The sequence below is a fragment of the Nocardia sp. NPDC058058 genome (genome assembly GCF_042885355.1).
In the GTDB taxonomy this organism is placed as follows: domain Bacteria; phylum Actinomycetota; class Actinomycetes; order Mycobacteriales; family Mycobacteriaceae; genus Nocardia.
Window position 1 is genome coordinate 1,542,371 of the sequence record NZ_JBHVSA010000004.1, and the last position, 26,041, is coordinate 1,568,411.

The window sequence follows — 26,041 nt, forward strand, 5'->3', positions numbered from 1 at the left end:
CGCCGCCCTTCGCGCCCGGCGTCTGCGGCACCGCCCCTGGCCTCGAGCAATTCGTTCACGTCGCCACGCATCGATCGGGCTGGTGCCGCGTTCCGTCGGGTTCAGGGGTGTAGGGAGCGGTGTATGCGGGCGGCTTCGCGGGTGAGGTGGTCGCGTTCGGGGAGGTTGGTGGCGGCGTGGGAGGCTTCGACGTAGAGGGCGGCGGCCTGTTCGAGGTTGCCCGCTCGTTCATTGAGGTAGGCACGAACCGCGGTGTGGCGGGGGAGGTTCGGGTCGAGGTCGGCCAGGGCGGCCAGACCGGCCGGTGCGCCGTCCGCTTCGCCGATCGCGACCGCGCGATTGAGCCGGACCACCGGGCTGTCGGTCAATGCGAGTAGTTCGTCGTACCATTCGACGATCTGGACCCAGTCCGTTTCCTCGGTGCTCGGGGCGTCCGCGTGCAGGGCGGCTATCGCGGCCTGGGCCTGGTATTCGCCCAGGAGGTCGCGGGCCAGGGCGGTTTGCAGGATATCGACGCCCTCGGCGATAAGGGTTGTGTCCCATCGTGTTCGGTCCTGTTGCGCGAGCGGGATCAGGTCACCGGCCGGGCCGGTGCGGGAGGCGCGGCGGGCGTGATGCAGCAGCATCAGGGCGAGTAGGCCCGCGACCTCGGGCGCGTCGGTGGCGGCGGCGAGCTGGCGGGTGAGGCGGATCGCCTCGGCCGCCAGGTCGATATCGCCGCTGTAGCCCTCGTTGAAGACCAGGTACAGCACGCGCAGCACCGTCGCGAGGTCGCCGGGCTGGTTCAGCGACTGTCCGGCGATGCGCTTCTTGGCGCGGCTGATCCGTTGCGCCATAGTCGCTTCGGGGACGAGGTAGGCGGTCGCGATCTGCTTGGTCGTCAGACCACCGGCCGCGCGCAAGGTCAACGCGACGGCCGAGCTGGGGGACAGCGACGGGTGCGCGCACAGGAAGTACAGCCATAGCGAGTCGTCGGTGCCGGGTACCGGACCGGCCTCGGGCTCCTCTTCCACGGCGAGTTCCCTACCGCGCCGCGATGTTTCGGAGCGGGCGGCATCGAGGAATTTGCGCCAGGCCACCGCGACCAGCCAGCCCTTGGCATCGCGCGGTGGATCATCCGGCCAGGTCTCCAACGCTCGAATCAGCGCCTCCTGCACCGCATCCTCGGCCGCGGCGAAATCGGCTCCGCGCCGGACGAGGATGCCGATCACCGCCGGGACGAGTTCGCGCAGCAGGGCCTCGTTCACTCGGTCACCGTGGGCAGCCCGGTGAAGAACGGCCGCACCTCCAGCCACTCCCGGATCGGCTTACCGCCCGCGCCGGGGGCCGCCGACAGCTCCGCGGCCAATTCCAGTGCCCGCTCATAGGTTTCGACATCGATGATCGTCCACCCGGCGATCAGATCCTTCGTCTCCGCGAACGGTCCATCGGTGACGGGCGGGCGGCCCTCCCCATCGGAGCGGACGAAGGTGCCCAGCGGTGACAGCGCCTGATGTTCGACGAATTCGCCGGTCTCCTCGAGACGCTTGCCGAAATCCGCCATGTATTGCACGTGCGCGGTGACTTCCTCCGGCGTCCACCGGTCCATCGGTACATCGTTCACCGATGCGGGCGCGCCCCGGTAATGCTTGAGCAGCAGGTACTTGGCCATGATGTGTTCTCCCTAGGGTTCGTCGAAACTGATTCTGGTCTGCTGGATCGGCTCAGGCGTGCTGACGCTCGTTCCGTTCGCGCATCAGCTCCTCCACCGCGGAGGGCAGGGTTTCCTCGAAGTCGATCAGCTTCGCCCAGGTGGGCGTGATGACGATCCGCACCATCCCGTCATACAGCGATCGCACCTCCGCCTCCCACTCCACCCGCTGCTCGGCCGTCATCTCATAACTCCCGTTCATCTCGAGGTACTCCGCCGGAATCCCCTCGACCTCATCGAGCTCAACCGTCCCCCGAATGAGCAGAATCTTCGGCGGATGCACCTCGGTGTCGATGGTCAACGCCACCCCCGGATTCACCCGCAACGAATGCAACTTCGGCGCGTTCTTCGAGGTGCACACCACCAGCTCCGCCCCGTTCCAGGCGAACGCGACAGGCACATTCCGCGGCGTGCCATCCTTGGCCACATACGCCATCCGCAACACATCCCGCCGCAACAGCTCCACGCTGTTCGCCCGCCCCAGCACCTCGGCGATTTCCTTCGCGTCCATGTCCCGCACTCCTTCGTCGTAGTCGTCGAGCCCGCGTCCGCTGCTCGTACCCCTGGGACGGAGCCACCCGACAGTTCTCGACATCCCCACCGAAAAAACTTTGAAACTACGATCCCGACCATGTGGACCGAAGCCGCCGACCTGGAAATCCTGATGGAACGCCTCCCTCGGCCAGTGCGTCAGCCAAGGTCTACGCCGACTCCGGGATCAGCACGAGAACTGGGACTGGCTCGACGACTGGGTTTGAACGCTCTGACACCCGGAGCGATCGGTTTGGTCGTACGGGTGGTGTGGGGAGCGGGTCAGAGGGCGTGGTGGCGTAGGAATTCGATGGCTGCCGGGTAGTCCTCCAGGGCTTTGGCGGCTGCGGCTTCCTCGGCGTCGCACATGCGTTGGTAGCCGGGTTCGTCGGCGGCGGCGCTGTGGGCGTGGAGGGTTTCCAGGGCTTCGATGGCATCGCGGTGGTCGCCTAGGACGGTTTGCAGTTGTTTGGCTCGGCGGCCGAGTTGGGTGGCGGGGTCGCCGAGGACGGCGGTGGCGGCTTCGGCGGAATAGCGTAAACGCTTGGCGGCCTTGCGGATATCGTGCAGGCGTTCGATGCGGTCGGCTTCGGAGCCTTCCGGTTCGGTGCGGACCAGGCGGCGGAGGTCGCGGAAGTCGTGGCGGAGGACCTCGGTGAATACCTCGGGAGCGGGGGCGTCCGCCTTCGCGGAGCGCAGGGGTGGGTCGGTCAGCATCGCGGCGAGGCTGTCGAGCAGGGTGTGGTAGCGGGGGGTGTCGAAGGCAGCTACCGCCTCGGCATGAGCCGCCGCATAGCGGGCCCGCTCCTCGGCTACCAGCTGTGCCCCGAAATCGACTCGGGGCGTTGACTTCTCACTCGATGCGGGCTTCTCGTCCGGCACCGCCTTTTTGCCGCGGCCCGGTTTCGGCTTCGGCGAGTCCTCGACCGTCTCGTCGAACAGTCCGCCGTTCTCGCCGAGCAGCGCGGCGAATCGCTCGCCGCGGACTTCCGCGTCCCGCGCCACCCCGAGTAGCCCTGCGAGCCAGCGCAATTCGGTGCTGAGCTCGCTGCCCGACTTGCGGGTGAAGGCGCCTCGATACGAGCGCAGCAGGCTGCGCAATCGCCGGGTGGCCACCCGCATCTTGTGCACCGAATCTGGAAGATCCCGGCGCACTTCGGGTTCGGCCGCACGCAGCCGGTCCACATCGGCGGTCAGGGCGTCGACCAGGGCGGGACCGGCTGTGCTGTTCATTTACGTCCTGTATTTGTCCGTGGCCTCGACCAGATGATGGGTGATGCCGGGTTCGGAGGCGGCGTGCCCGGCGTCGGGAACCATGTGCAGTTCCGAATTCGCCCACGCCTGATGCAGATCCCACGCACTGACCGCGGGGCAGACGATGTCATGCCTGCCCTGCACGATGACGCCGGGAATATGCGCGATGCGATCGATATCGCGCAGCAGCCGCCCGTCGTCCAGGAAGCCGCGATTGTGGAAGTAGTGGTTCTCGATCCGCGCGAACGCCAGCGCGAAGCGCGGATCGGCGGTTTCGGCAACCCGATCCGGTTGGGGCAGCAGCGAACTCGTGGCGCCCTCCCAGGTGGACCACGCGACGGCCGCGTCGGTGGCGAGCTTCTCGTCGGGGGAGTGCAGCAGCCGGTGATAGACCTCGATCAGATCGCTACCGCGTTCGGCGACCGGAACCGGCGCCAGGAACTTCTCCCACTCATCGGGGTAGACGAACCCCGCAGCGCCATTGTAATACCAATCGATTTCCTTGCGGCGCAACAGGAATATCCCACGCAGGATCAACTCGGTGACCCGCTCCGGATGCGATTGCGCGTACGCCAGCGCCAGCGTCGAACCCCAGGACCCGCCGAACACCTGCCACCGCTCGATACCCAAATGCGTTCGCAGCGCCTCGATATCGGCCACCAGATGCCAGGTGGTGTTGGCCTCGAGGCTCGCACCGTCCGCGATATGCGGTGTCGACTGCCCGCAGCCGCGCTGATCGAACAGCACGATGCGGTACGCCGCCGGATCGAAGAACTGCCGGTGATAGGGCGCGGTGCCGCCGCCCGGCCCGCCGTGCAGGAACACCACCGGCTTACCGTCGGGATTGCCGCTGACCTCCCAATACACCCGCTGATCGTCGCCGACGTCGAGCATGCCCCGCTCGTACGGCTCGATCGGTGGATAGAGAGTGCGCATCAGCCCGCCAGTCCGGCGGCCAGGTTCGGGATCTCCAGCGCCGAAATCGCTTGGTCGCGAACGTCGGAGCAGTTCTTGGTGGTGACCCGGTCGACGACATCCTTATCGCCGAGCACCTGCAGATTGATGCCGCCATTGCGCAGCGCCCACTCGTGCACGCTCGCGTTCAACGAGATCTTGCCCAGCGTCGGACCCTGTACCCGCCAATCCGAGAGCTGCGGACGCAGCATGTCGCACAACTGCTTTCCGGCCTCATCGGACACGGTGACCTGCGAGCCGGAGGTGGTCGGGCTGCTGCTGCCGGACGGCGCGGGCTTGCCATTGCTGCTCGTCAGCGGTGAGGAAGAGCCCTGCGGCTGTGACGATCCCGAGGTGGTGCCGCCACCGCAGGCGGCGGTCAAGGCGAGGACGGCGGCCGTGCCGACAAGTAGCGGTACCCGCCGAACTCGGCGGCTACTGATCCAACGGCGATGCGACATGAAGTTCCCTTTGGTCGGACGTGCTCGTTGCCACCCACTCTGCCACCAAAATGTGAAGGCGGTTTGTGAAGACGGTGCGGATTCGCGAATAAATAGCAATCGGCTATTCGACGCGGCTATGCCCATCCGTGGCAAGGCGGTCACCGCCCGTCGCGGTATAAGTGAACGCCCTCACCGGCTATCCGGTGAGGGCGTTCCACACATCAGGACCCGAGTTCGGAACTCAGTAGCTGTGCTCCGGTCCGGGGAACACCCCGCGCCGCACCTCATCCGCGTAAGTGGCTGCGGCACTGCGCAACTGACCACCCACATCGGCGAATTGCTTGACGAATTTCGCGGTCTTGCCGCTGGTGTAACCCACCATGTCCTGCCACACCAGCACCTGCGCGTCGCATTCGGAGCCGGCGCCGATGCCGACCGTCGGAATGGTCAGCTTGCGGGTGACCTGCCCGGCCAGCTCGGCCGGAACCATCTCCATCACGACCGAGAACGCCCCGGCCTCCTGTACCGCGATGGCATCGGCGATGAGCTGTTCGGCCCCGTCACCGCGCCCCTGCACCCGGAATCCGCCGAGGGTGTTGACGCTCTGCGGGGTGAATCCGATATGCGCCATCACGGGGATACCGGCGGCGGTGATCTTGTGGATGGTGTCGGCCATGCGCTCGCCACCCTCCAGCTTCACCGCGTGCGCGCCGCCCTCCTTCATGAACCGGACGGCCGTGGCCAGCGCCTGCTCCGGCGAGGACTCGTAACTGCCGAACGGCAGATCCGCCACCACCAGCGCGTGCGGTGCACCGCGCACCACACCGCGCACCAGCGGAATCAACTCGTCGACCGAGATCGCGACCGTGGTGTCATACCCGTACACCACATTGGCCGCGGAATCGCCGACCAACAGCACCGGAATCCCGGCCTCTTCGAACAGCCGGGCCGTCGAATAGTCGTACGCGGTGAGCATTGACCAGCGCTCACCCTCGCTCTTCATCTGCTGCAGATGCTGCACACGCGTCTTGCGCTTGGCGGTCTTGGCGGGTGCGGCACCGTAGGCGGGGGTTTCCGCATCGGATACGGACATCGTCGTCCCTCTTTCGTCGCTCCTCGAGGCCCATGCGGGTCCCCGGGTTCAAATGACGCTCTAAGTCTGCCACCCCGACCGCTCCGCACCCGGATGTAATTCCTCACACTCGTGGGCGCTCGCGGCTCCGAACTCTTTGCGATGCTCTCGCGTTGTTGCGGGTGCGTGCCGCGGACGCGATCCAGTAAGGCAGACGGCGCGGTGACCGAAGGGATTCGAGGGTGCGTACAGCGGGATGGCACGATCGGGGGATGGGTCTGATGCGAACCAACCGGGTCGTTTTGATAGCGGCGGCGTTGGTCATGACCGCCGCGGGCTGTTCGACCGTGGTGGATGGGAATCCCACGGCGGTCGCGCCGGCCGGTATGGGGCAGTACTACAACCAGCAGGTCAACTGGGGTAGCTGCACCGAATACGGCGAGGGCGATATGCCGTCGGGGGCCGAATGCGCCCGAATCACCGTGCCGGTCGACTACGAGAATCCCGACGGGGCCACCGCGAAGATCGCCGTCTCGCGAATCAAGGCCACGGGCAACAAGATCGGGTCGCTGCTGTTCAACCCGGGCGGACCGGGCGTGCCCGGGATATCCATGGTGAATATCGCCGACGGCAGCCAGCTGGCCGAGCGCTTCGATCGCGTCGGATTCGACCCGCGCGGTATCGGCTCCTCGCAGCCCGCCATCAAATGCCTCACCTCCAAAGAGAACGACGACGAGCGCGCCGAAGCGCCCAAGGACAATTCGCCCGCGGGCATCGCGGCCGCCGAGACCGAGAACAAGCAGTACGCGGACAAATGCGTCGCACGCACCGGTAAGGACTTCCTCGCGCACGTCGGCACCCGCGAGGTCGTGCAGGACATGGACGTGATCCGCGGCGCGCTCGGCGATGCCAAGCTCAGCTATGTCGGGTACTCCTATGGCACCCGCCTGGGCTACGCCTACGCCGAGAAGTTCCCCGACAAGGTGCGCGCGCTCGTCCTGGACGGCGCGCTGGACCCCTCGCAGGATCCGGTCAAGGAATCGGTGCTCCAGGCCACCAGCTTCCAGAACACCTTCACCAAATTCGCCGCGGACTGCGCCACCAAACCGGACTGCCCGCTCGGCACCGATCCGGCCCAATTCGTGGCCCGCTATCGCGCCCTGGTGAACCCGTTGTGGGACAAGCCCGTTCCCACCGACGATCCGCGCGGCCTGCACTACGGCGATGCCATCACCGGTACCCAGCAGGCGCTGTACACCAACCGGTTCTGGCCCGCGCTCACCAAGGGCCTGCGTGAACTTTCCACCGGAACCGGCGACACGCTGCTGAAACTGGCCGATATGTACGACGGTCGCGCCGAGGACGGCACCTACGACAACAGTTCGGACGCCTTCAACTCGATTCGCTGCGTGGACGATCCGCCGATCACCGATCGCGCCGTCGCCGCCAAACAGGATGCCGAGTACCGCAAGGGCGCGCCCTTCCTCGATGACGCACACGGCAGCGATGCCGCGCCGCTGGAGCTGTGCGCGATCTGGCCGGTGCCCAACACCAGCACCCCGCACCGCATTTCGATTCCGAACCTGCCCAAGACCGTCGTGATCTCCACCACCAACGATCCCGCCACCCCCTACCAGGCCGGTGTCGACCTGGCTGACCAGCTCAAAGGCAGTCTGATCACGTTCAACGGGGACCGGCACACGGTGTCGCTCTCGGGCGTGCAATGCGTCGACGACCCGGTGATCGCGTACCTGGTGGACCTGACCACACCCGCGCCGGGTCTTACATGCTGAGGTTCGCAGTCGCTATGTAACACGGATTTAACTCCGGGTGCCTACGCTGCGGTCATGGACCGTCAGAAGGAATTCGTCCTCCGCACGCTCGAAGAGCGCGATATTCGCTTCGTGCGACTCTGGTTCACCGATGTGCTGGGCTATCTCAAGTCCGTAGCCATCGCGCCCGCCGAGCTGGAGGGCGCTTTCGAGGAGGGCATCGGCTTCGACGGTTCGGCCATCGAAGGGTTTGCCCGGGTGTCCGAGGCCGACATGGTGGCCAAGCCGGACCCGTCCACCTTCCAGGTGCTGCCGTGGTCCACCTCGAAGGGGCATCAGCATTCGGCGCGCATGTTCTGCGATATCGCCATGCCGGACGGTTCGCCGTCCTGGGCGGATCCGCGGCACGTGCTGCGCCGGCAGTTGAACAAGGCCGCCGACCTCGGCTTCAGCTGCTATGTGCATCCGGAGATCGAATTCTTCCTGCTCAAGCCCGGACCGCATGACGGTTCCACCCCGATCCCGGTGGATCAGGGCGGCTTCTTCGATCAGGCCGTGCACGACGAGGCTCCCAACTTCCGCCGCCATGCCATCGACTCGCTGGAGTCCATGGGCATCTCGGTCGAGTTCAGCCATCACGAGGGCGCGCCCGGGCAGCAGGAGATCGACCTGCGCTACGCGGACGCGCTGTCCATGGCCGATAACGTCATGACCTTCCGCTACCTGATCAAGGAAGTGGCCATCGACGAGGGCGTGCGCGCCACGTTCATGCCCAAGCCGTTCGCCGACCACCCGGGTTCGGCCATGCACACCCATATGAGCCTGTTCGAGGGTGAGCAGAACGCCTTCCACGATCCGGACGACCCGATCAACCTGTCCGAGACCGCGCGCGCCTTCATCGCGGGCATTCTCGAGCACGCGCACGAGATCAGCGCCGTCACCAACCAGTGGGTGAACTCGTACAAGCGACTCATCCACGGTGGCGAAGCGCCGACCGCCGCGTCCTGGGGCCGGTCGAATCGCTCTGCGCTGGTTCGCGTTCCGATGTACACGCCGAACAAGTCCTCCTCGCGCCGCGTCGAGGTGCGCAGCCCGGACAGCGCCTGCAACCCGTACCTGGCCTTCGCGGTGATCCTGGCCGCCGGTCTGCGCGGTATCGAGAAGGGCTACACCCTGCCGCCCGAGGCCGAGGACGACGTGTGGTCGCTGACCGCCGCCGAGCGTCGCGCCATGGGCTTCCGCGAACTGCCCGCCAGCCTGGACGAGGCGCTCAAGAACATGGAGAAGTCCGAACTGGTCGCCGAGACATTGGGCGAGCACGTCTTCGACTTCTTCCTGCGCAACAAGCGCCGCGAATGGGCCGGCTACCGCAACCAGGTGACCCCCTACGAGTTGAAGGAATACCTCGGGCTGTAACCGCAACCCCGTCATCCCGGCGCGCTTTGGCCGGGATCCACACGGGCAGCGCATCAGCTTGGGGTGTGGATCCCGGCCAAAAACATGCCGGGATGAAGAGGGCGGTCTGGCCGGGATGACGAGGGCGGTCTGGCCGGGATGACGAGGGCGGTCTGGGCGGGATGGCGAGGGCTCTGTGGTCGACGCCGGGTTTCGGCCTCATCCTGTTGCGTCCCGGACTCGGCTCGGCCACATTGTCCGGTATCGGAGGGTTCGGTCGTCCGCTGACGGAATGTGACATGTAATTTGAACGACATGGTCCGGCCACCGACGACTCGTTCCGCTGTCCCCGGCGTCGGACGGCTCGGTTTATTGGAGCCGTCGGCGGCCGATTCGTTGCGAGAGTTGGCGTGGGACAACGTCGAGAGCGTGCCGCTCCTGTGGGCGCTGTCCCGTTCCCCCGATGCCGATCTGGCGCTGCTGACGCTGATGCGGTTGCGGGAGCAACTCGGAAGCGATTGGGGCGCGCTGGATTCGGCGTTGCGGGCCAATACCTCGCTGCGCGGGCGGCTGTTCGCGCTGATCGGGTCGTCGAGCGCGTTCGGCGATCATCTGGTGGCCGATGCCGAATCCTGGCGATTGCTGCTGCGACCCGAATTGCCTTCGCGCGATGAGGTGCTCACCTCGCTGCTCGACGCCGTGCGCGCGACGCCGGAGACCGGACCCAATGCCGGACCCATGCTGTTCCGCGCCGGGATCTCCGGGCCGGACGCGGTTGCGCTGCTGCGCAAGCGGTATCGCGATGAACTCATGCTGCTGGCCGCCATCGATCTCGCGGCCACCGTGGAGAACGAACCGGTGCTGCCGTATCAGCAGGTCGGCTGGCATCTCACCGATCTCGCCGATGCCGCGCTGACCGCGGCGCTGTCGGTGGCCGTCGCCCGGGTCTGCGTCGATCGCGAGGTGCCCGCCCGGCTGGCCGTCATCGCCATGGGCAAATGCGGTGCGCGGGAACTGAATTACGTCTCGGACGTGGATGTCATCTTCGTCGCCGAACCCGCCGACACCACCTCCACCCGGCTCGCCGCCGAAATGATGACCGTCGGCAGCGCCGCGTTCTTCGATGTGGACGCCGCGCTGCGACCCGAGGGCAAGGCGGGTGCGCTGGTGCGCACCCTGGAATCGCATCTCGCGTATTACAAGCGCTGGGCGCGCACCTGGGAATTCCAGGCGCTGCTCAAAATGCGGCCCGCCACCGGCGATCTCGAACTCGGGCAGCAGTATCGCGAAGCGCTCATGCCGATGGTGTGGGCGGCCTCGGAACGACCCGATTTCGTCACCGATGTGCAGGCCATGCGCCGCCGCGTCGAGGATCTGGTGCCCGCGGATCTGCGTGAACGCGAACTCAAACTCGGGCACGGCAGTCTGCGCGATGTCGAATTCGCCGTGCAGCTGCTGCAATTGGTGCACGGTAAGGCCGATGAGGCGCTGCACACCCAGGGCACCGTGGAATCGCTCGGCGCGCTCGCCGCGCGCGGCTATATCGGCCGCGATGACGCCGCGAACCTGACCGCCTCCTACGAATTCCTGCGCCTGCTCGAGCATCGCCTGCAATTGCAGCGCCTCAAGCGCACGCACACCCTGCCCGCGCCCGAGGACGAGGAGGGCATGCGCTGGCTCGCGCGTGCCGCGCATATGCGCCCCGACGGCAGGCAGGACGCGGTCGGCGTGCTCACCAGCGAGATTCGCCGCAATGCGGTGCGGGTGCGCCGCCTGCACGCCAAGCTCTTCTATCGCCCGCTGCTGGAATCGGTCGCGCGCCTGGACGCGGACTCGCTGCGGTTGAGTCCGCAAGCGGCCGTGCGGCAGTTGGCGGCGCTGGGTTACGCGGCCCCGGAGAACGCGCTCGGACATCTGAAGGCGCTCACCGGTGAGGTCGGGCGCAAGGGCCGGATTCAAGCGCTGCTGCTGCCGACCCTGCTCGAATGGCTCGGCGAGACACCGAATCCCGATGCCGGACTGCTGGCGTACCGCCGGGTGTCCGAGGGCCTGGACAATGAGATCTGGTTCCTGCGCGAACTACGCGATGAGGGCGCTATCGCGCAGCGCCTGATGATCGTGCTCGGCTCTTCGGCGTATCTGCCGGATCTGCTGATCAACGCGCCCGAAACGATTCGCATGTACGCGGACGGCCCGAACGGGCCGCTGCTGCTGGCCCCCGCCACCGGTGATGTCGCCCGCGGAATCCTTTCCGGCGCAAAGCGTTACGAGGACCCCAAGCGCGCCGTCGCCACCGCGCGCTCGCTGCGGCGGCATGAACTGGCGCGCATCGCCTCCGCCGATGTGCTGGGCATGCTCGATGTGCCGAAGGTGTGCGAGGCGCTGTCCTCGGTGTGGATCGCGACCCTGGAAGCCGCGCTACAGGCCGTGATTCGCGCGAGCGGCCCGCAGCCCGCCGATTTCGCCGTCATCGGGATGGGCCGGCTGGGCGGTATGGAACTCGGCTACGGCTCGGACGCCGATGTGCTGTTCGTCTGCGATCCGCGTCCCGGTGTGGACGAGACGGTCGCGGTGAAATGGGCGATCGGGGTGGCCGAACAGGTGCAGCGATTGCTCGGCGCGCCGAGCACCGATCCGCCCTTGCAGGTGGACGCGGGTCTGCGCCCGGAGGGCCGAAACGGCGCTCTGGTGCGAACTTTGGCCGCCTACGCCGCCTACTACAAACAGTGGGCGCAGCCGTGGGAAGTGCAGGCGCTGCTGCGGGCTCGGCAGGTGGCCGGTGATCCGGAACTGGGTGTGCGCTTCCTGCACACCGTGGACCCGGTGCGCTATCCCAGCGGCGGCATGTCCCCCGAGGGTGTGCGCGAGATTCGCCGCATCAAGGCGCGGGTGGATGCCGAACGCCTGCCGCGCGGTGCGAACCCGGCCACCCACACCAAACTCGGTCGCGGCGGTCTGGCCGATATCGAGTGGACCGTGCAATTGCTGCAATTGCAGCACGCCCACGATGTCCCGGGCCTGCACAACACCTCCACGCTGCAATGCCTGGACGCGATCGAAGCCGCCGATCTGGTGGATCAGGAAGATGTGGCGCTGCTGCGGGAATCCTGGCTGACCGCCACCAAGGCCCGCAACGCGCTGGTGCTGGTGCGCGGCAAGCCCGCCGACCAACTTCCCGGCCCCGGTCCGCTGCTGTCGGCGGTGGCCCGGGTCGCGGGCTGGCCCAATGACGACGGCAGCGAATTCCTCGATCACTACATGCGCGTCACCCGCCGCGCGAAAACAGTCGTGGAGCGCGTGTTCGGCGGCTGATCCCGGCCGGGTACGGTGCAGTAACCGGCCGAATTCGGCCGTGCCGGTCATGCACGACTGATCCGCTAGGGCAGGAGTCGAAATGCGAGGCGTTCTGAAGGTTATGGCGGTATCGGTCCCGCCGCTGGTCGCACTGGCCGTATCCACCGCACCCGCGTCCGCGGATCCGGTGTCGTTCGAACCCGCGCACGCCGATGTGGGTCCGGGCTGCGCGGGCACGGTGAAGGCCGAACTGTCCGCGAGCCAGGGCCAGCAGGCCGGGGAGTTCGCCGATTTCATCGACAGCTCGTCGCGGGTGACGATCAACTTCACCCCCGACGCCACGAACAATCCGCTCGGATCGCTGTCCGCCTCGCCCGCCAATAACGACTGCCAGGTCACCACGACGGTCACCCTGCGCAATCTCGACACCGGCGCGAGCACCACCGAGACCCGCACCACCGTGCACGACGGCCACTACGGCTGGAACGCGGCCACCGTCTCGCTGCCCGGTTCGGGCCGGGTCACCGCCCAGGTGAGCACCAACCCCACCCCGGCCGAACTCACCATCGAGGTCCCCGCACCTCGCTGATCGTGGTATTTTCCGGTGCGGTGGGGTTGGGCGCTCGGCACCGGGAGGAAATCCATGATCGCGAACACCATTCGAATCGGAACCGCCGCAATTGCATTCGCGGCGGTAACAGGCTTGATGAACGCACCGGTAGCCGGAGCCGAGGTGACCGGTGTGAGCGTGAACGCCGGAGCCGCCGGACTTTTGGCGGGTTGCGCGTACACCGTGGTCGCCAATGTGTCGACGGCCCCGTACCAGCAGGGCGCGGTGACCTTCTACAACGACGAGTCGCAGATCCCCGGATACGGCGACTACCACGCGGACAATGGCACCGTGACCACCACCTGGACGCCGCGAAGGGTTGGCGGACAGAACATTACGGCCGTCCAGACCGACCCGGGCGGGTTCAATACCCGCAAGTACATCCGCGTCGAGGTGGTCGGTAACGGCGCCGACACCGGCAGCGGGTGCACCCGCACCGCATAGTTCCCCTGTGCTTTCCTGTCGACCTGAGCCCGGATCCGCTGGATCCGGGCTCAGATTGTTTCCGGTGAGGTGCCCGGGTGTTCGATATCGGTTCTGGCCGCGATGATTTCGGCCCCGAGCACGGCGGGAACGGTGGGCGGCGCGGTGCCCAGGAGTTCCTGCTGACGGTTGCGGATGAGCCAGTCGGGGGTGCGGCGGGTGGCGTCCGTATCCGAGGCGGCGCGGCCCGATGCGGGATGCGTGCCGGGCAGCAGGCCCATCGGCGCGGCGGTGGGGCCGGTCGGCGCGGCGGAAGGTGCCGGCGCGGAGCGGGTTCCGGGCAGCGGTGGGCCGGGGTAGCTGTGGCCCGGATCGGGCGTGAGTCCGGTCGGCCGGCGCGGTGTCGGGAATTCGCGTGTGGTGGTGGGGAATTCGAATGGTGCGCCGGGCGTGGTGATCGAGCGGTTCGGGGCGACCGGGGAGAGTGGATTCCCGCTGCCGGGCGTTCCGGCCGGGACGGTGTTCGGGTCGGCGGTTCGATCGGAGTCCGGGATATCGGTCGCCCGCGTGGCCGATGCCGGGGAGGTGTCCTCGTCGGAGGGCGCGTCGAGGTGGTCGTCACGGTGGGGCTGCCCGTTGTTGCGCTGTGCCGCCGCTCGATTCGGGTCGCCGGAGTGCGCGGCGTGCTCGGGATGCACGGGGAGGTCGACTCGGCTGGGATCGGCCCGGTGGATCGCGCCGATCGGCTCGGTGCGGGGGAGTGTGCCGCCGCGCGAGGAGTTCATGCCCGAGGGCGCTGATTCGAACCCGGCCGGTGGGTTCCCGCCGGTGCCGATATCCGGTGTGGTGAAGGCGGGTACGCCCGATCCGGCGGGTGGGTAGGTCGGGATGTAGTTGGCTTCCATTGCGGCGAGGGCGATTTGATAGAGCTCGTCGCGGGCGTCCGCGCGCGCGTGGGCGCCGGGGGTGGTGCCGATGACGGCGGACAGGTAGGGCGTGAGGGGGTCGGTGTCGGCGGCCGAGGGTGGGGGGACGGTGCGGCGGACGGCTTCGGCGCCGTAGGCGGCGGCGAGCATGCGGTGGCCGGTGCTGTGTGCGATTTCGGCGATATCGGTTGCCCATTGCACGAATTCGCGTGCACCGTTGGCCGCGGCGTCGCCGATATGGCCGCGGATGCCATCCGCCAGCGCCGATTGCACCGTGCTGTGCAGCCCGGTGATCGCGCCGGTGAGGTTGTCGGCGATATCCACCCAGATGGCGGCCTGCGCCTGCATGCTGCCCGGGTCCATGGCTTGCGCGTGCGCGTAGATTTCCGCGTGCGAGACCCCCGGGAAGTGTTCGAGTCGCTGAATGTAGTCGGGGTCCACCCCGCCCTGCGAGATTCGCCCCTGTTCGCGTTGCGCACCCCGCTGGGCCTGCTGTGCGTTGTGGCGCAGCTTGTCCGGGTCCATCGGATCCCCCCTTCGCTCACCGACTTGGACGCGGCGCGCGGGCGGATGGTTCCGCGGTCTAGTCGAAGGGCGTGCCGATGCGCAGGCGGTTGCCGTCGGGATCGCGGAGTTCTATCTCGCGTGCCCAGGGCTGATCCTCCGGGGTGACACCGAATTCCGCGGCGATGCCGTCCACATCCCGCAGTCGCAGATACAGGAGTGTGTCGGGTCGGGCGTCACCGGTGTGCTCGGACAGGAAGATTCGCATATCTCCGCGCGCGACCTCGACGAAGGCCGGGAAATGCGGTTCGAAGCGGTGCTCCCACTGTTTGGTGAAGCCGAGTCGCTCGTACCAGGGCAGCGCGGCGGCGGCATCGGCCACGCGCAGCACCGGGATCACCTCTTCGTGCACGGGCTCAGTCCTTTCGCGCTTGCAGGGTGTAGGACAGCGGCAGTCGCTCGCGATGCTCGATCAGCCGCCATTCGCCGTGCTTATCGTGAATCATCTTGCCGGGCAGTGCTTCCCACGGCACGCTGTCGTGTTCGGTCACGGCGGTGAGGGTCAATCCGGCGGCCAGCAGTGCCCCGATGATCTCGCCGAGGCCGTGATTCCATTCGTGCGTAACGGTTTTGGTGATCTTCCCGGTGGTCTCGACATAGGTGCTCCCGTCATCGAAGACCATGGGCTCGCCGGTCTCGAAATACGGATACCCGATCACCAGCCGATCCTGGGTTTCGTCGATGGACCACAGCACCGGATGCCCCTCGCGAATGAACAGTCGCCCGCCCGGTCGCAGCAATCCGGCCACGGTCTCGGCCCAGCGCCGCACATCGGGCAGCCAGCACAGCGCGCCGATTCCGGTGTACACCAGATCGAACCGCTCCGCGCCGAGCGCCGGAATCGCCTCGTACACATCGGATTCCACGAATTCGATGGCGGTTCCGGTGTCCTCGGCCAGTTTTCGCGCCTGGGCCAGCGAGGCGGGAGAGAAGTCGAGCCCGGTCATATCGGCCCCGAGCCGGGCGAGCGAGAGCGTATCGGTGCCGATATGGCATTGCAGATGGACGCCGCGCAGTCCGCGGATATCGCCGAGCCGGGGCAGATCGAAGCGCACCACCTCGCTCAGGAAGCTGGGATCGGCCTGGAATTCGGCGAAGGCGTAATCGGTGGATGCGGCGTGCAGCGGTGCACGTTCGTCCCAATTGTCGCGATTGAAAGTACGGTAATCGGTCACGTCCATTGACTGTGCCACGCCCGCCCCGCCCGGCGCCTGCCATTTTGCGCGCGGGTCGCGCGCAGGTCAGCGGCCCTCGAACGTGCAGTAGGGTGGTCTGCGATTGGCCTTTGGTGGGGGAATGGCGCGCGGGGCGCGCCGGATGGGGGAGCAGTGGTCGAATATCAGCACGCGGACGAAGTCACGGTGGTGCTACCGCGGGAGGGGGAACGCGGCGGTCCGGCGGCCGAGCGTCGCGGACGGGTCCGGTCGATCCTGTTCTCGAAACGCCGCCGGGGCTGGTTCGGCTGGACGGCCGTGGTGCTGGGCTGGCTCGCGCTGTTCGCCGGGGTGATCGGTGTGGGGCTGCACTACAACACGATCACCGCCGAGCCGCTCGTGCTCGCCGCGTCCTTCGCCCCGTATCTCATGCTCTTCGCGGTGCTCGCGCTGGTGATCCTGCTGCTCGCGCGTGCCTGGCGCGGCGCGCTGGTCGCCACGCTCGTGACCGCCGCCGCGCTGTGGTCGCAGCTGCCGATGCTGTGGCCGGACGGCACCGCGCAGCCGGGCGTGGATGTGGCCGTGATGCAGTCGAATCTGCTGTTCGGCAATGCCGATACCGATGCGGTGGTCAAGGCCGTGCGGGACAACGGGATCGAAGTGCTGACCCTCGAGGAGCTCACCCCCGAGGCACTCGCCCGACTGGACACCGCGGGTCTGGCCGAGCTGCTGCCCTATCGTCATGTCGAGGCGGCCGCGGGCGGCGCGGGTTCGGGAATCTTCACCCGCTACCCGCTGGAGGCCGGCAGCAAGCTGTCCGGCTTCCTGCTGAACAATGTGCGCGCCACCATGATTCATCCCGAGCGCGGTCCGGTGGCGGTGTTCCAGTTCCATCCGGTCCCGCCGAACCTGAACTTCGACGCCTGGAGCAATGAGCTGCGCACGATTCGCGATCTGCTCGATCAGCAGCCCGGGCAGGTGATCGTCGGCGGCGATTTCAACGCCACCTTCGATCACGCCCCGTTCCGGGATCTCTTGCGCGGCAGGTACGCCGACGCCGGTGAGCTGCTCGGTGTCGGTGCCATGCCGACCTGGCCGGACGACCGGTCCTGGGGTCCGCTGCTGGGTCTGGACCGGGTGCTGGTCGCGGGTGGGCATGCCACGCAGATTCGTTCACTCACAATTCCCCGATCCGATCATCGCGCCGTCGTTGCGCGCCTGCGCCTCTGAGCGATACAACGAGAGCAACCCGGAGGCGTGGCGCGGCCGAGTCCGGCCGCTTTCCGGGTGCCGGGACCGCGGCTGGGCCCGGAGCGGTACTCGGGAGGCGTTATGCGGAATACACGGCTGCGGTTGGGGCTCGGCATCGGATTGCTGGCGGCGGGACTGGTGATCGGCGGCTGTACCGTCGTGAAAAACAGTGAGCCGCACAATATTACGGCCCCGGTGGACAATCCCTTCGAGCTCAGCGGGGCGGTGTCGGCGACCGGGCCGAACGGTCCGCGCAGCGGGGTGCCGGACACCACGCTCACCGCCGAGAACGGTGACGGCGGCAGTATCGACAAGCTGGCGCTCAATACGCTCGCCGATCTCCAGGAGTACTGGACGGCCCAGTACGCCAAGACATTTCCGGGCGCCTTCACCCCGGTGAACAAATTCATCTCCTGGGATTCCACCGCCCCGCGCAGCCAGGCCGTGCAATTCTGCCGCGCCAGCACCTTTCAAGAGGTGAATGCCGCGTACTGCACGGTCGATCAGACCGTCGGCTGGGATCGCGGCACGCTGCTGCCGGAACTGGTGAAGAAATTCGGCGCCATGTCGGTGGTTATGGTGCTGGCACACGAGTACGGGCATTCGGTGCAGGCGCAGGCCAAACTGAACGGCTTCTTCACCGCGTCGGTGATCCGGGAACAGCAGGCGGACTGTTTCGCCGGTGTGTTCCTGCGCGCTGTCGCGGAAGGGAATTCGCGGCATTTCACGCTCAACACCACCGACGGACTCAATGGCGTGCTCGGCGCGACCATCGCCGTGCGGGATCGCGAACCCGGTGCGAGCAAGGATGAGCACGGTTCGGCCTTCGAACGCGTCACCGCGGTGCAGATGGGCTATACCGATGGGGCGCAATCGTGTAAGACCATCACCCGCAAGGAACTCGCGGCCCGGCGCGGCACCCTGCCGACCAGTTACACCACCCCCAATGAGGCGAATCAGCAACTGCCGGTGGATCGTTCATCGCTGGATATGATCGCCCAGACCCTCGCCACCAATGATCCGGTCATCCGGCAGCCGGTCTACGACTACACCGGGGTGAGCAAATCGTGCGCGAATGTGACGGTGACCAAACCGGTTTCGTACTGCCCGGCCGGCAATGCGATCGGCGTGGACGTGGCGGCGCTGGCCAAACGCGCGCGCGGTGATGGTGACAGCGCGGTGCTCTCGGCCATGGTGGCGGGCGACTACAACGGGTTCATCGTCTTCATCTCGCGCTATATGCTTGCGCTGCAACAGGATCGGAAGCTCGGGCTCACGGGTGCCGAGACCGCCGGTCTGCGCACCGCCTGCCTGTCCGGGGCGTTCAGCACCAAGATCAGTCAACCGGGCGGTGACATCCGGCTGTCGGCGGGAGATCTCGACGAGGCCATCTCCGGACTGCTCTCGGATGGCCTCGCCGCCTCGGACGTCAACGGCAATGTGGTGCCCAGCGGTTTCGTGCGGTTGGAAGCCTTCCGCACCGGCGTACTGGATGGCGACAACGCCTGCCTGAGCACCTACAAGTAGTCGCCTAGGCCGGATCTATGTGCTGGTTCAGCCAATTCACCAGATCGGTGAGGACCTTGTCCTGTTCGGGCTCGTTGTAGATCTCGTGGAAGAGACCGTCATAGCGAATGACGGTCTTGTCCTTCGATGCGGCATCGCGCTCGATCAGGTCCGCGCCCTCGGGCGAGGCCAGCCCGTCGGCGGTACCGTGCTGCACCAGCACCGGAACGGTGAGCTTGTCCAGATTCGCCAGCACATACGTTCCGGCGCGCAGCATTTCGGAGCCGGTGCGGGCGGGCACCCCGCCGTGATAGACCAGCGGATCGGTGTCGTAGGCGCGCACCACCTCCGGGTCGCGGCTCACCAGCTTCGAATCCAGTTTCAGCACGGGCAGATTCGGCACCAGCTTGGAGACGACCGGCGCGAGCAGCCGCTGCACGGCGTTACCCGCGTCGACCACGATCGCCGGACCGGACAGCACCACGCCGGTCACGTCCAGGGGCGCACGGGTGGCCAGGTAGGCGACGGTGAGCCCGCCCATGCTGTGCCCGATGACGAACTTCGGCAGTCCCGGATGTTCCTTCACGGCGATATCCAGCAGCGCCTTGACATTGTCGGCCGCGCCGTCGAGGGAGACGACATTCGCCTTCCCGCCCGCCGAGCGCCCGTGCCCGATGTGATCGAGCGCGTAGGCGGCGATCCCGGCCTCGTTCAAGCGCGCCGCCACGTGGGCGTAGCGGCCCGAATGCTCGGCGTACCCGTGCACGATCACGGCCACGGCCCGGGGCTCGGAGTCGGGCAGCCAGGCCTGCCAGTACACCCGCCCCGCACTGCCCTGGAATTCGCCGGTCTCGTTTCGGGTCATCGTCGCTCCCTCTCGGTCGGATATCCGCACGCCGGGGCGACCGCGCACATTCCGGGCGCTTCGCCCGGTTTGTCGCCTCCCGGCCGAGCCATTCTCGCGCACCGCCGCCGCGCCCGCGGCGTCACGCCCCGAAATTAGCGTGCGCGGGTTCAGAGCCGGGCGAGGCGGTCGATCAGCAGCCGGTTGAAGGTGATCAGGCGCGCGTAATTGGCGCGGGAGATGCGCTCATCGGTGCCGTGGATGCGTTCCAGATCCTGTGCGGTGAGGATGATGGGCGCGAAATTGCAGCGGGTGGCGGCGAGATCGTCGTAGTAGCGGGAGTCGGTCGCCCCGGGCACCAGGCCGACGGTGACCGCGACGCCGGGCACCACCGCGCGGGTCAATTCGGCGATGAGATCGAAGGCCGGACCCGCCGCCGGATTCACCGAGGGTTCGGACGCGTGACCCATCAATTCGATGTCGACACCCTTGTCGCGAACGACCCGGCGGCAGTGCGCGACCACCCCGGCCACCGAATCACCGGGCAGGATACGGAAATTCACGAACGCCTCGGCCCGCTGCGGCAGCACATTGGGTGTCACGCCGCCGTGGATCATGGTCGGCGCGGTGGTGGTGCGCACCAGCGCCTCGGTGGTCGGCCCGGCCGCCAGCACGCGTGCGATCGCGGGTCCGGCCACGCCGATCAGGCCGAGCAGGGTGCGCCGCGGTTCGGACATGAAACCCCGCAGCCGCGTGAGCATGTCGACGGTGACCGGGGTCAGCCGTAATGGGAACGGGTGATCCTGAATCCGCGCCACCGCCCGGGCCAGCTGCCCGACGGCGGTCTGTCTGCCAGGCATGGAGGAATGCCCGCCGGTCGCGGTCACCGACAGGCGAATGGTCGCGAAACCCTTCTCGCCCACCATGATCGTGGCGACGGGGAGATCGATACCGTCCGCGACACCGGTGGTGATCACACCGCCCTCGTCGAGCAGCAGGTCCGCGCGGACCCCGGCGGCCCGCAGCCGCTGCGCCATCCGCCCGGCCCCGGTATTGCCGAATACCTCTTCGTCATGTCCGAAGGCCAGATACACGGTCCGCGCGGGCCGTACCCCGTCCGCGAGCGCCGCCTCGACCGCTTCCAGGATCGCGAGCACCCGGCTCTTGTCGTCGATGGCCCCGCGGCCCCAGATGAATTCGTCATCCACGATGCCCGCGAATGGGGGATGGGTCCAGCCCCGCTCATCGTCGACCGGGACGACATCCATATGCGCGAGCAGGATCGCCGCGACCGGTTCGTCGGGGCGCGGTGTCATACCGCCCGAGCCGGACGCCGAGCCCTCCGTGGCGGCGCTGCCCGCCCAGCGGTACAGGCGGCCGTGGCCGAAGGTCTCGCATTCCAGATGCGCGTGCACCAATGGGAAGCATGCTTCGAGATGGGCTGTGAGCCGGTCGAATTCGCCGAGATCGGTCGCGGCGGAATCCTCATGCGAGATGGTGACGCAGCGCAGTGCCGCACCGAGTCGTTCGGCGGTGGCGTCGTCGACGGCCGGGGCGGCGGATGCGGTCTGCGTCATCGGTCTCCTGTCCTGGGCGGGAAGTCGATATTCACTGTCGCATTGTTCAGCGCGTCGGCGGGCACCATGAGGGCCTTCTCATTGCTCCACTTCGGGATGCCCTCGGAGATGCCGCCGGTCAGATCCGGGGTGCGCACCGCGCTGAGCAGCGGAAGCTGTACGCGCGCGGCGGTGACGGTGACCTTGGCGAGCGATGCGGGATGCGCCCAGATGTCATCGAGCACATCGGTGATGCGGAAGGCGATGCGATGCCCGGCCGCGATCGGCCAGTCCTGGGCCAGCAGCCGCAGCTGCGTGGTCGGGGTGGCGGGTGCGATGCCCCGGGTGATGACGATGCCGCGGCCGTTCGGGTCCACGTCGTACATTTCCAGTGTCACGCTCGCCTGCGGCGGCCCGTCCACACCGAGGGTGGCGGTGACCGTACCCGAGAGCTGCTGATCCTGCGCCAAAGGCTGACTCACCGACCAGATTTCGCGATCGGGTCCGGGAATCAGGCCGCGATCGGTGTACGCGCCGGTGCGCAGATCCACCGGCACCTGCCGCATATCGGCCGGGGGCCACTGCGTTTCGGATCGCCACTTCCCGTCGAACTGTCCCACGGTGATGCGCGGGCCGGGCACCGGTGCGTCCTTGCCCGCCACCAGCCGATCGAAGAATCCGATCAGTTCGGAGGTGAATTGCGGTGTGCCGCACTTCTCATCGCAGGTGCGATGCCCCCACTGCCCGAACCAGGCCTTGTGCTCTCCGGGCCCGAGCTCGTTCCAGAGCTGGAAGACGCGATCGGGTTTGGTGTTGTAATCGATGAACCCCTGCCCCAGGAACAGCGGAATGGTGTTGCCCTTGAGCTTCGCCACCAGATCCCGGTCCTGCCAGAACGCCGAGGACGCATCATGATTCATGATCTGGTCGGCGTAACTGCGGTAGCACGCCGGATCGATGCTGACCGCATTCGCCTGGTACTCCGGCGAATCCGCCCAGCTGCCCGGCGTCGAGGCGATCAGCAGGTGTTCGAGACCCGCGAAATCGCCCGGCCGGACCCCGGTTTCGGTGATCGGCTTCCCGGAGAACTTCCACGCGATGCCCTGCATGTACAGGTACGAATTGGGATCGACGACCGGTTCGAACGCCGCCACCGCCGCCAGCCCGGCGGGCTTCTCGGCCAGCCCCATCAACCCGGTCCACGCCTCATAGGAGATCCCCATCAGCCCGACCTTGCCGGTCGACCAGGGCTGTCCGGCCGCCCACTCCACCGCGGTCTTCACATCGGATCGCTCACCCGGCCCGCCGAAATCCGGGCAGCCGTTGGAGCCGCCGAAGCCGCGCAGATCCACGATCACATAGGTGTACCCGGCGGCCAGCATGGCGGCCACGGGCAGGTTCTCGGTTGACGGCCCGCCCTTGAGCAGCGGTGAGGTCAGATATGCCAGGTGCGATCGATACGGACTCACGGTCATGATCACCGGCGTTTTCGCGTCATCGGCGATCCCGGTCGGCCGCAGGATATCCGCGTGCAAACGCGTGCCATCGGCCGCGGTGATGTACTCCTGCTTCCACACGTACCCCAGGTCGGCAGCCGCCCGACCCGGCACCGCCAGCACTCCCAACACCAGTAGCAGCCCGAGCAGGGCACGCCACAACACCATCCGCATGATCACCATAGTGACCTTGGTGCCTGACGTCGCCGCAGACCAGCCCCCGGAAACAGGGTGCACGGCGGCGATCGGCGGGTGCGTACCCGATCCCTCGGACATAATCGTGCGGGCGACGTCCGAAACACGGGCGCTCGTACGGGGGTGGAAAGGCGGGTCACCGGTGGTGCTCGAGCCGGGATCGGTATTCGCGGGTTATACGGTGCTGGAGCAAGCCGGATCGGGCGGGATGGGCACGGTCTACCGGATGCGACATCCGCGGTTGCAGATCGATGTCGCGGTCAAGGTGCTGCCCGCGCATGTCGGCAGTAGCGATCCCAAGGCGCTGGCCCGGTTCGAACGCGAGGCCCGGCTCACCGCCGCGCTCCAGCATCCGAATATCGTGCGGGTGCACGACTGCGGCACCGATGGCGAAACCCCGTGGATCGCCATGGATTTCGTCTCCGGGTCGGATGCCGCGCGGCTGGCCGGATCCGGTCGGCTGCCGATCGCACGGGCGGTGGAGATCGTCCGGCAGGCCGCCGCCGCACTGGATTACGCGCACGGCAAGGGCGTACTGCATCGAGATGTCAAGCCCGCCAACCTGTTGATCAGCGAGCACACCGGACAGCAGCACGTGCAGATCACCGATTTCGGCATCGCGCGCGGGCTGGGGGAGAGCACCACCGCGACCGGTTCGGTGCGGGCCACCTTCGCCTACGCCGCACCCGAACAACTCGGCGGCGGACCGGTGGATCACCGCTGCGATGTATACGCCCTGGGCTGCACGCTCTTTCACCTGCTGAGCGGTGCGGTGCCGTTTCCGCTGCGCACCGTGTTCGCGATTGTCAACGCGCACTTGAACACTCCGCCGCCCCGGGTGTCCGCGAGCCGCCCGGACGCGCCACCGGCGCTGGACGAGGTGATCGCCACGGCGATGGCCAAATCACCCGGTGCGCGGTACCGCTCATGCGGTGAACTGGCAGAGGCGGCGCTGGCCGCGATTCGCGAACCGCTGTGGCCCGAATCGATGATCGCCGCACCGCCGCAGGGGGATTCGCCGCGCCCGGTGGCCGTGGAAGCACCGGCCCGGTCGACACCGCTGTCGAACCCGCCGCCCGTGCGCGCGCCGGTCGATCTGATCGGCCATACCGGCGCGGTGCGCGTCATCGCGTTCGACCCCTGGGGTGCGCGGGTGGTCACCGCCGGGGACGATCAGACGGTCCGGCTCTGGGATGCCCGCGGCGGCAAGCAGATCGGCGCTCCGCTGGCGGTGAATATCGCGGTGCACGCGGTGGCCTTCAGTCCGGACGGCAGCCTGCTGGCCGCCGCGAGCGGCCGCAACGCACGGCTGTGGGACGTCGAGAGCGGACAGCGGCTCTGCGATGACGTGTACACCGCGCTGCCGTCCACACCCGTCTTCGGCCCCGATGCCGCCGTACTGGCCGCCACCAACCCGCAGTCGGTACTGCTCTGGGATACGCCCGAGCGCAATGGATTCGGGAAGTTGGAGATGTGCCCCGGGTTCGGCCTTGGCTACAGCTCGCTGGCCTTCAGCCCGGACGGCGCCGCCTTCGCCATCGCCCGCCGGGAGGAGGTGCTGCTGCGCGACTATCACCGCGGGGCCGCGCCGCGCGGTTCGGCGATCGGGGCGCAGCGCGCGGTGCTGGCGCATCCCGGCGAACTGGTCCGCCGGGTGCTGTTCACCTCGGACAGTCGCACGCTGCTCACCGTCAGCGATCGGGTGGCCCGGCTCTGGGATTGCGCCGACGACGGATATCGCGTCGAACTGCTGTTGCCGATGGAGCTGACCGGGACCGAGGTCGAGGCCGCGTTCGGCGCCGACGGCAGTCGATTCGCGATCGCCAATCACGATCGGGTGGTGTGCTGGAGCCGGAGCACCGGCCAATCGATTCGCTTCCCGCTCGATACCGAGACCGGTCCGGTGCGGTCGGTGACCTTCAGCGTCGACGGAACGCTGCTGGCGGTGCGCACCCGCACGCGGGTGCGCATCTGGGATATCGGCACCCGCGGACAGTTGGGTGCGGAGCTGTCGCCGCCGGTGGTGTTCGCCCCCGACGGCGCCACCCTCGCCGTGGCACAGGGGGATCGGGTGCACCTGCGCGATATCGCCGAACTGCGCTGACTACATCGGCCGCAGATCGATGATCCTGCGCAGCCGGGCGCGGTCGCGTTCCAGGCGGCGGGCCTCGTACGCGATGGGGAAGTAGCGCACCCGCTCGGGCAGTGCCGGGACGGCGCGGCCGATCACCCAGCCCAGTGCGCGCAGCGTGCGCTCATCGCTGGAAGTCCAGGTCAGGCCCAGCTTTTCGCGAATGACCTCGGGCGTGGTGCCGACGGTGAAGAAGTACTGCAATCGGCCGACCGGCTTGGTGGCGGTGCGCCACAGCGGGCGCAGCGGTGCGGGAATCTGCTTGGGCGGGGCGATCTTCTGAATCACCCGCAGATAGTCTTCCGCGACATTCGTTGCCACCAGGTGGTTTTCGACCTGATCGCGGAACCACGGCTCCCATTCGGCGAAGGTCGCCGGAATCTCCTTGGGGGCCACCGAGAAATTACGCATGAGCTGCACGACCTCGCGGTAGTAGGCCTCCTTGTCGGCCTCGGTGAGCTTGTCGTTGGAGAAATACTTGTTGCCCTCGGTGAAGGCGAAGATGGCGGTGTGCAGCACCCAGGCCCACGGTCCCGAGGACAGCGCCTGATGCTTGATGCCGTGCGCGTCAACGGTATTGAGGCTCGCGTGCATGGTGCGCAGCCGGTCCGCTTCGGCCAGTGCCTCATCGCCGCCGTAGATCCACATCATGACCGAGGCGATGCTGCGGAAGGCGCGTCCGGCCGGATCGGTGCGGAAGCTCGAATGTTCGTCCACCACCGCCGCGATGGTCGGTTCCATGGTCTGCAGCAGGAAGGCCGAACCCGCGGTGAGCGAGAACGTGATGAGCCCGGTCTGCTCCCACATCTGACTGCCGGGTTCGAACGGACGGCGTTCGGGCCGGGGTGCTCGGGAGTCATGATCGATCGGCGCGACGGCGGCGGTCATGGTGATCTCCTTTGATCACGGTCCTGCCGCAGCGCCACACTCCGACAGGATGAGAGAGTTACGTTCGAATCTTCTCATCTTGTCGGCCGAGT

At 67.4% G+C, this 26,041-nt stretch carries 22 protein-coding genes; 8 read left to right on the forward strand and 14 right to left on the reverse strand.

The features are described from left to right. Positions 1–101: 101 nt before the first annotated feature. From ACFVUS_RS38105 to panB, 7 genes are all read right to left on the reverse strand, one after another. Positions 102–1,247: an RNA polymerase sigma factor gene (locus ACFVUS_RS38105; RefSeq protein WP_387778218.1), complete on the reverse strand. Its 1,146-nt coding sequence runs from the start codon at positions 1,245–1,247 to the stop codon at positions 102–104. Further along, positions 1,244–1,651 carry a YciI family protein gene (locus tag ACFVUS_RS38110; protein WP_387778221.1) on the reverse strand — a complete coding sequence of 136 codons (408 nt, stop codon included), beginning with the start codon at positions 1,649–1,651 and terminating at the stop codon, positions 1,244–1,246. The genes ACFVUS_RS38105 and ACFVUS_RS38110 overlap by 4 nt, the downstream gene beginning before the upstream one ends. Before the next feature lie 52 nt (positions 1,652–1,703). After that, positions 1,704–2,201, reverse strand: a complete 498-nt coding sequence (locus ACFVUS_RS38115; protein ID WP_387778224.1) for a pyridoxamine 5'-phosphate oxidase family protein — start codon at positions 2,199–2,201, stop codon at positions 1,704–1,706. Between the two features lie 302 nt (positions 2,202–2,503). Then, on the reverse strand, positions 2,504–3,454 hold the full coding sequence (locus ACFVUS_RS38120) for a CHAD domain-containing protein (RefSeq protein WP_387778227.1): 951 nt from the start codon (positions 3,452–3,454) through the stop codon (positions 2,504–2,506). Then, complete coding sequence (pip, locus tag ACFVUS_RS38125; RefSeq protein WP_387778230.1) at positions 3,455–4,411, reverse strand: prolyl aminopeptidase; 957 nt, start codon at positions 4,409–4,411, stop codon at positions 3,455–3,457. Next, on the reverse strand, positions 4,411–4,890 hold the full coding sequence (locus ACFVUS_RS38130; RefSeq protein ID WP_387778233.1) for a hypothetical protein: 480 nt from the start codon (positions 4,888–4,890) through the stop codon (positions 4,411–4,413). Before ACFVUS_RS38130 ends, pip begins: the two co-directional genes overlap by 1 nt. Before the next feature lie 223 nt (positions 4,891–5,113). Then, positions 5,114–5,965 (reverse strand): 3-methyl-2-oxobutanoate hydroxymethyltransferase, encoded by an 852-nt coding sequence (gene panB, locus ACFVUS_RS38135; protein WP_387778236.1) that lies wholly within the window; start codon positions 5,963–5,965, stop codon positions 5,114–5,116. Positions 5,966–6,225: 260 nt separating this feature from the next. Between panB and ACFVUS_RS38140 the strand changes: the two genes are divergently transcribed. From ACFVUS_RS38140 to ACFVUS_RS38160, 5 genes are all read left to right on the forward strand, one after another. Continuing rightward, the gene (locus tag ACFVUS_RS38140) at positions 6,226–7,737 is read left to right on the forward strand and encodes an alpha/beta hydrolase (protein WP_387778606.1); all 1,512 of its coding nucleotides are present in this window, start codon (positions 6,226–6,228) and stop codon (positions 7,735–7,737) included. Between the two features lie 54 nt (positions 7,738–7,791). After that, positions 7,792–9,132, forward strand: a complete 1,341-nt coding sequence (locus ACFVUS_RS38145; RefSeq protein ID WP_375968301.1) for a glutamine synthetase family protein — start codon at positions 7,792–7,794, stop codon at positions 9,130–9,132. A gap of 294 nt (positions 9,133–9,426) precedes the next feature. After that, positions 9,427–12,423 carry a bifunctional [glutamine synthetase] adenylyltransferase/[glutamine synthetase]-adenylyl-L-tyrosine phosphorylase gene (locus tag ACFVUS_RS38150; RefSeq protein ID WP_387778239.1) on the forward strand — a complete coding sequence of 999 codons (2,997 nt, stop codon included), beginning with the start codon at positions 9,427–9,429 and terminating at the stop codon, positions 12,421–12,423. 82 nt (positions 12,424–12,505) lie between these two features. Next, positions 12,506–12,994 carry a hypothetical protein gene (locus tag ACFVUS_RS38155; RefSeq protein WP_387778242.1) on the forward strand — a complete coding sequence of 163 codons (489 nt, stop codon included), beginning with the start codon at positions 12,506–12,508 and terminating at the stop codon, positions 12,992–12,994. Positions 12,995–13,111: 117 nt separating this feature from the next. After that, complete coding sequence (locus ACFVUS_RS38160; RefSeq protein WP_387778245.1) at positions 13,112–13,459, forward strand: hypothetical protein; 348 nt, start codon at positions 13,112–13,114, stop codon at positions 13,457–13,459. Between the two features lie 50 nt (positions 13,460–13,509). Here ACFVUS_RS38160 and ACFVUS_RS38165 read toward each other — a convergent pair whose 3' ends face one another. The 3 genes from ACFVUS_RS38165 to ACFVUS_RS38175 are packed head-to-tail and all read right to left on the reverse strand — an operon-like array spanning position 13,510 to position 16,109. Then, complete coding sequence (locus ACFVUS_RS38165; RefSeq protein WP_387778248.1) at positions 13,510–14,889, reverse strand: hypothetical protein; 1,380 nt, start codon at positions 14,887–14,889, stop codon at positions 13,510–13,512. Positions 14,890–14,947: 58 nt separating this feature from the next. Further along, a complete protein-coding gene (locus tag ACFVUS_RS38170; RefSeq protein ID WP_387778250.1) occupies positions 14,948–15,280 on the reverse strand; it encodes a glyoxalase superfamily protein in 333 nt (110 codons plus the stop codon). A gap of 4 nt (positions 15,281–15,284) precedes the next feature. After that, positions 15,285–16,109: a class I SAM-dependent methyltransferase gene (locus tag ACFVUS_RS38175; RefSeq protein ID WP_387778253.1), complete on the reverse strand. Its 825-nt coding sequence runs from the start codon at positions 16,107–16,109 to the stop codon at positions 15,285–15,287. A gap of 147 nt (positions 16,110–16,256) precedes the next feature. Here ACFVUS_RS38175 and ACFVUS_RS38180 point away from each other — a divergent pair, with 147 nt between their 5' ends. Both ACFVUS_RS38180 and ACFVUS_RS38185 read left to right on the forward strand, forming a co-directional pair. Continuing rightward, entirely contained in the window at positions 16,257–17,312 is a 1,056-nt protein-coding gene (locus tag ACFVUS_RS38180; protein ID WP_387778256.1) for an endonuclease/exonuclease/phosphatase family protein, read from the forward strand. Positions 17,313–17,414: 102 nt separating this feature from the next. Then, positions 17,415–18,860 (forward strand): metallopeptidase, encoded by a 1,446-nt coding sequence (locus tag ACFVUS_RS38185; protein ID WP_387778258.1) that lies wholly within the window; start codon positions 17,415–17,417, stop codon positions 18,858–18,860. A gap of 4 nt (positions 18,861–18,864) precedes the next feature. Here the strand turns inward: ACFVUS_RS38185 and ACFVUS_RS38190 are convergent, their stop codons facing one another. The 3 genes from ACFVUS_RS38190 to ACFVUS_RS38200 form a co-directional block, all read right to left on the reverse strand. Continuing rightward, positions 18,865–19,704: an alpha/beta hydrolase gene (locus ACFVUS_RS38190; protein ID WP_387778261.1), complete on the reverse strand. Its 840-nt coding sequence runs from the start codon at positions 19,702–19,704 to the stop codon at positions 18,865–18,867. Between the two features lie 149 nt (positions 19,705–19,853). Further along, positions 19,854–21,260, reverse strand: coding sequence for a M20/M25/M40 family metallo-hydrolase (locus ACFVUS_RS38195; RefSeq protein WP_387778264.1), 1,407 nt, complete (start codon positions 21,258–21,260; stop codon positions 19,854–19,856). Further along, positions 21,257–22,909: a CocE/NonD family hydrolase gene (locus tag ACFVUS_RS38200; protein ID WP_387778267.1), complete on the reverse strand. Its 1,653-nt coding sequence runs from the start codon at positions 22,907–22,909 to the stop codon at positions 21,257–21,259. Before ACFVUS_RS38200 ends, ACFVUS_RS38195 begins: the two co-directional genes overlap by 4 nt. 163 nt (positions 22,910–23,072) lie before the next feature. On the opposite strand from ACFVUS_RS38200, the gene ACFVUS_RS38205 reads away from it, so the two are divergent. Continuing rightward, entirely contained in the window at positions 23,073–25,034 is a 1,962-nt protein-coding gene (locus ACFVUS_RS38205; protein WP_387778270.1) for a WD40 repeat domain-containing serine/threonine protein kinase, read from the forward strand. Here ACFVUS_RS38205 and ACFVUS_RS38210 read toward each other — a convergent pair whose 3' ends face one another. Next, the gene (locus ACFVUS_RS38210) at positions 25,035–25,949 is read right to left on the reverse strand and encodes an oxygenase MpaB family protein (RefSeq protein ID WP_387778273.1); all 915 of its coding nucleotides are present in this window, start codon (positions 25,947–25,949) and stop codon (positions 25,035–25,037) included. Between the last annotated feature and the right edge of the window lie 92 nt (positions 25,950–26,041).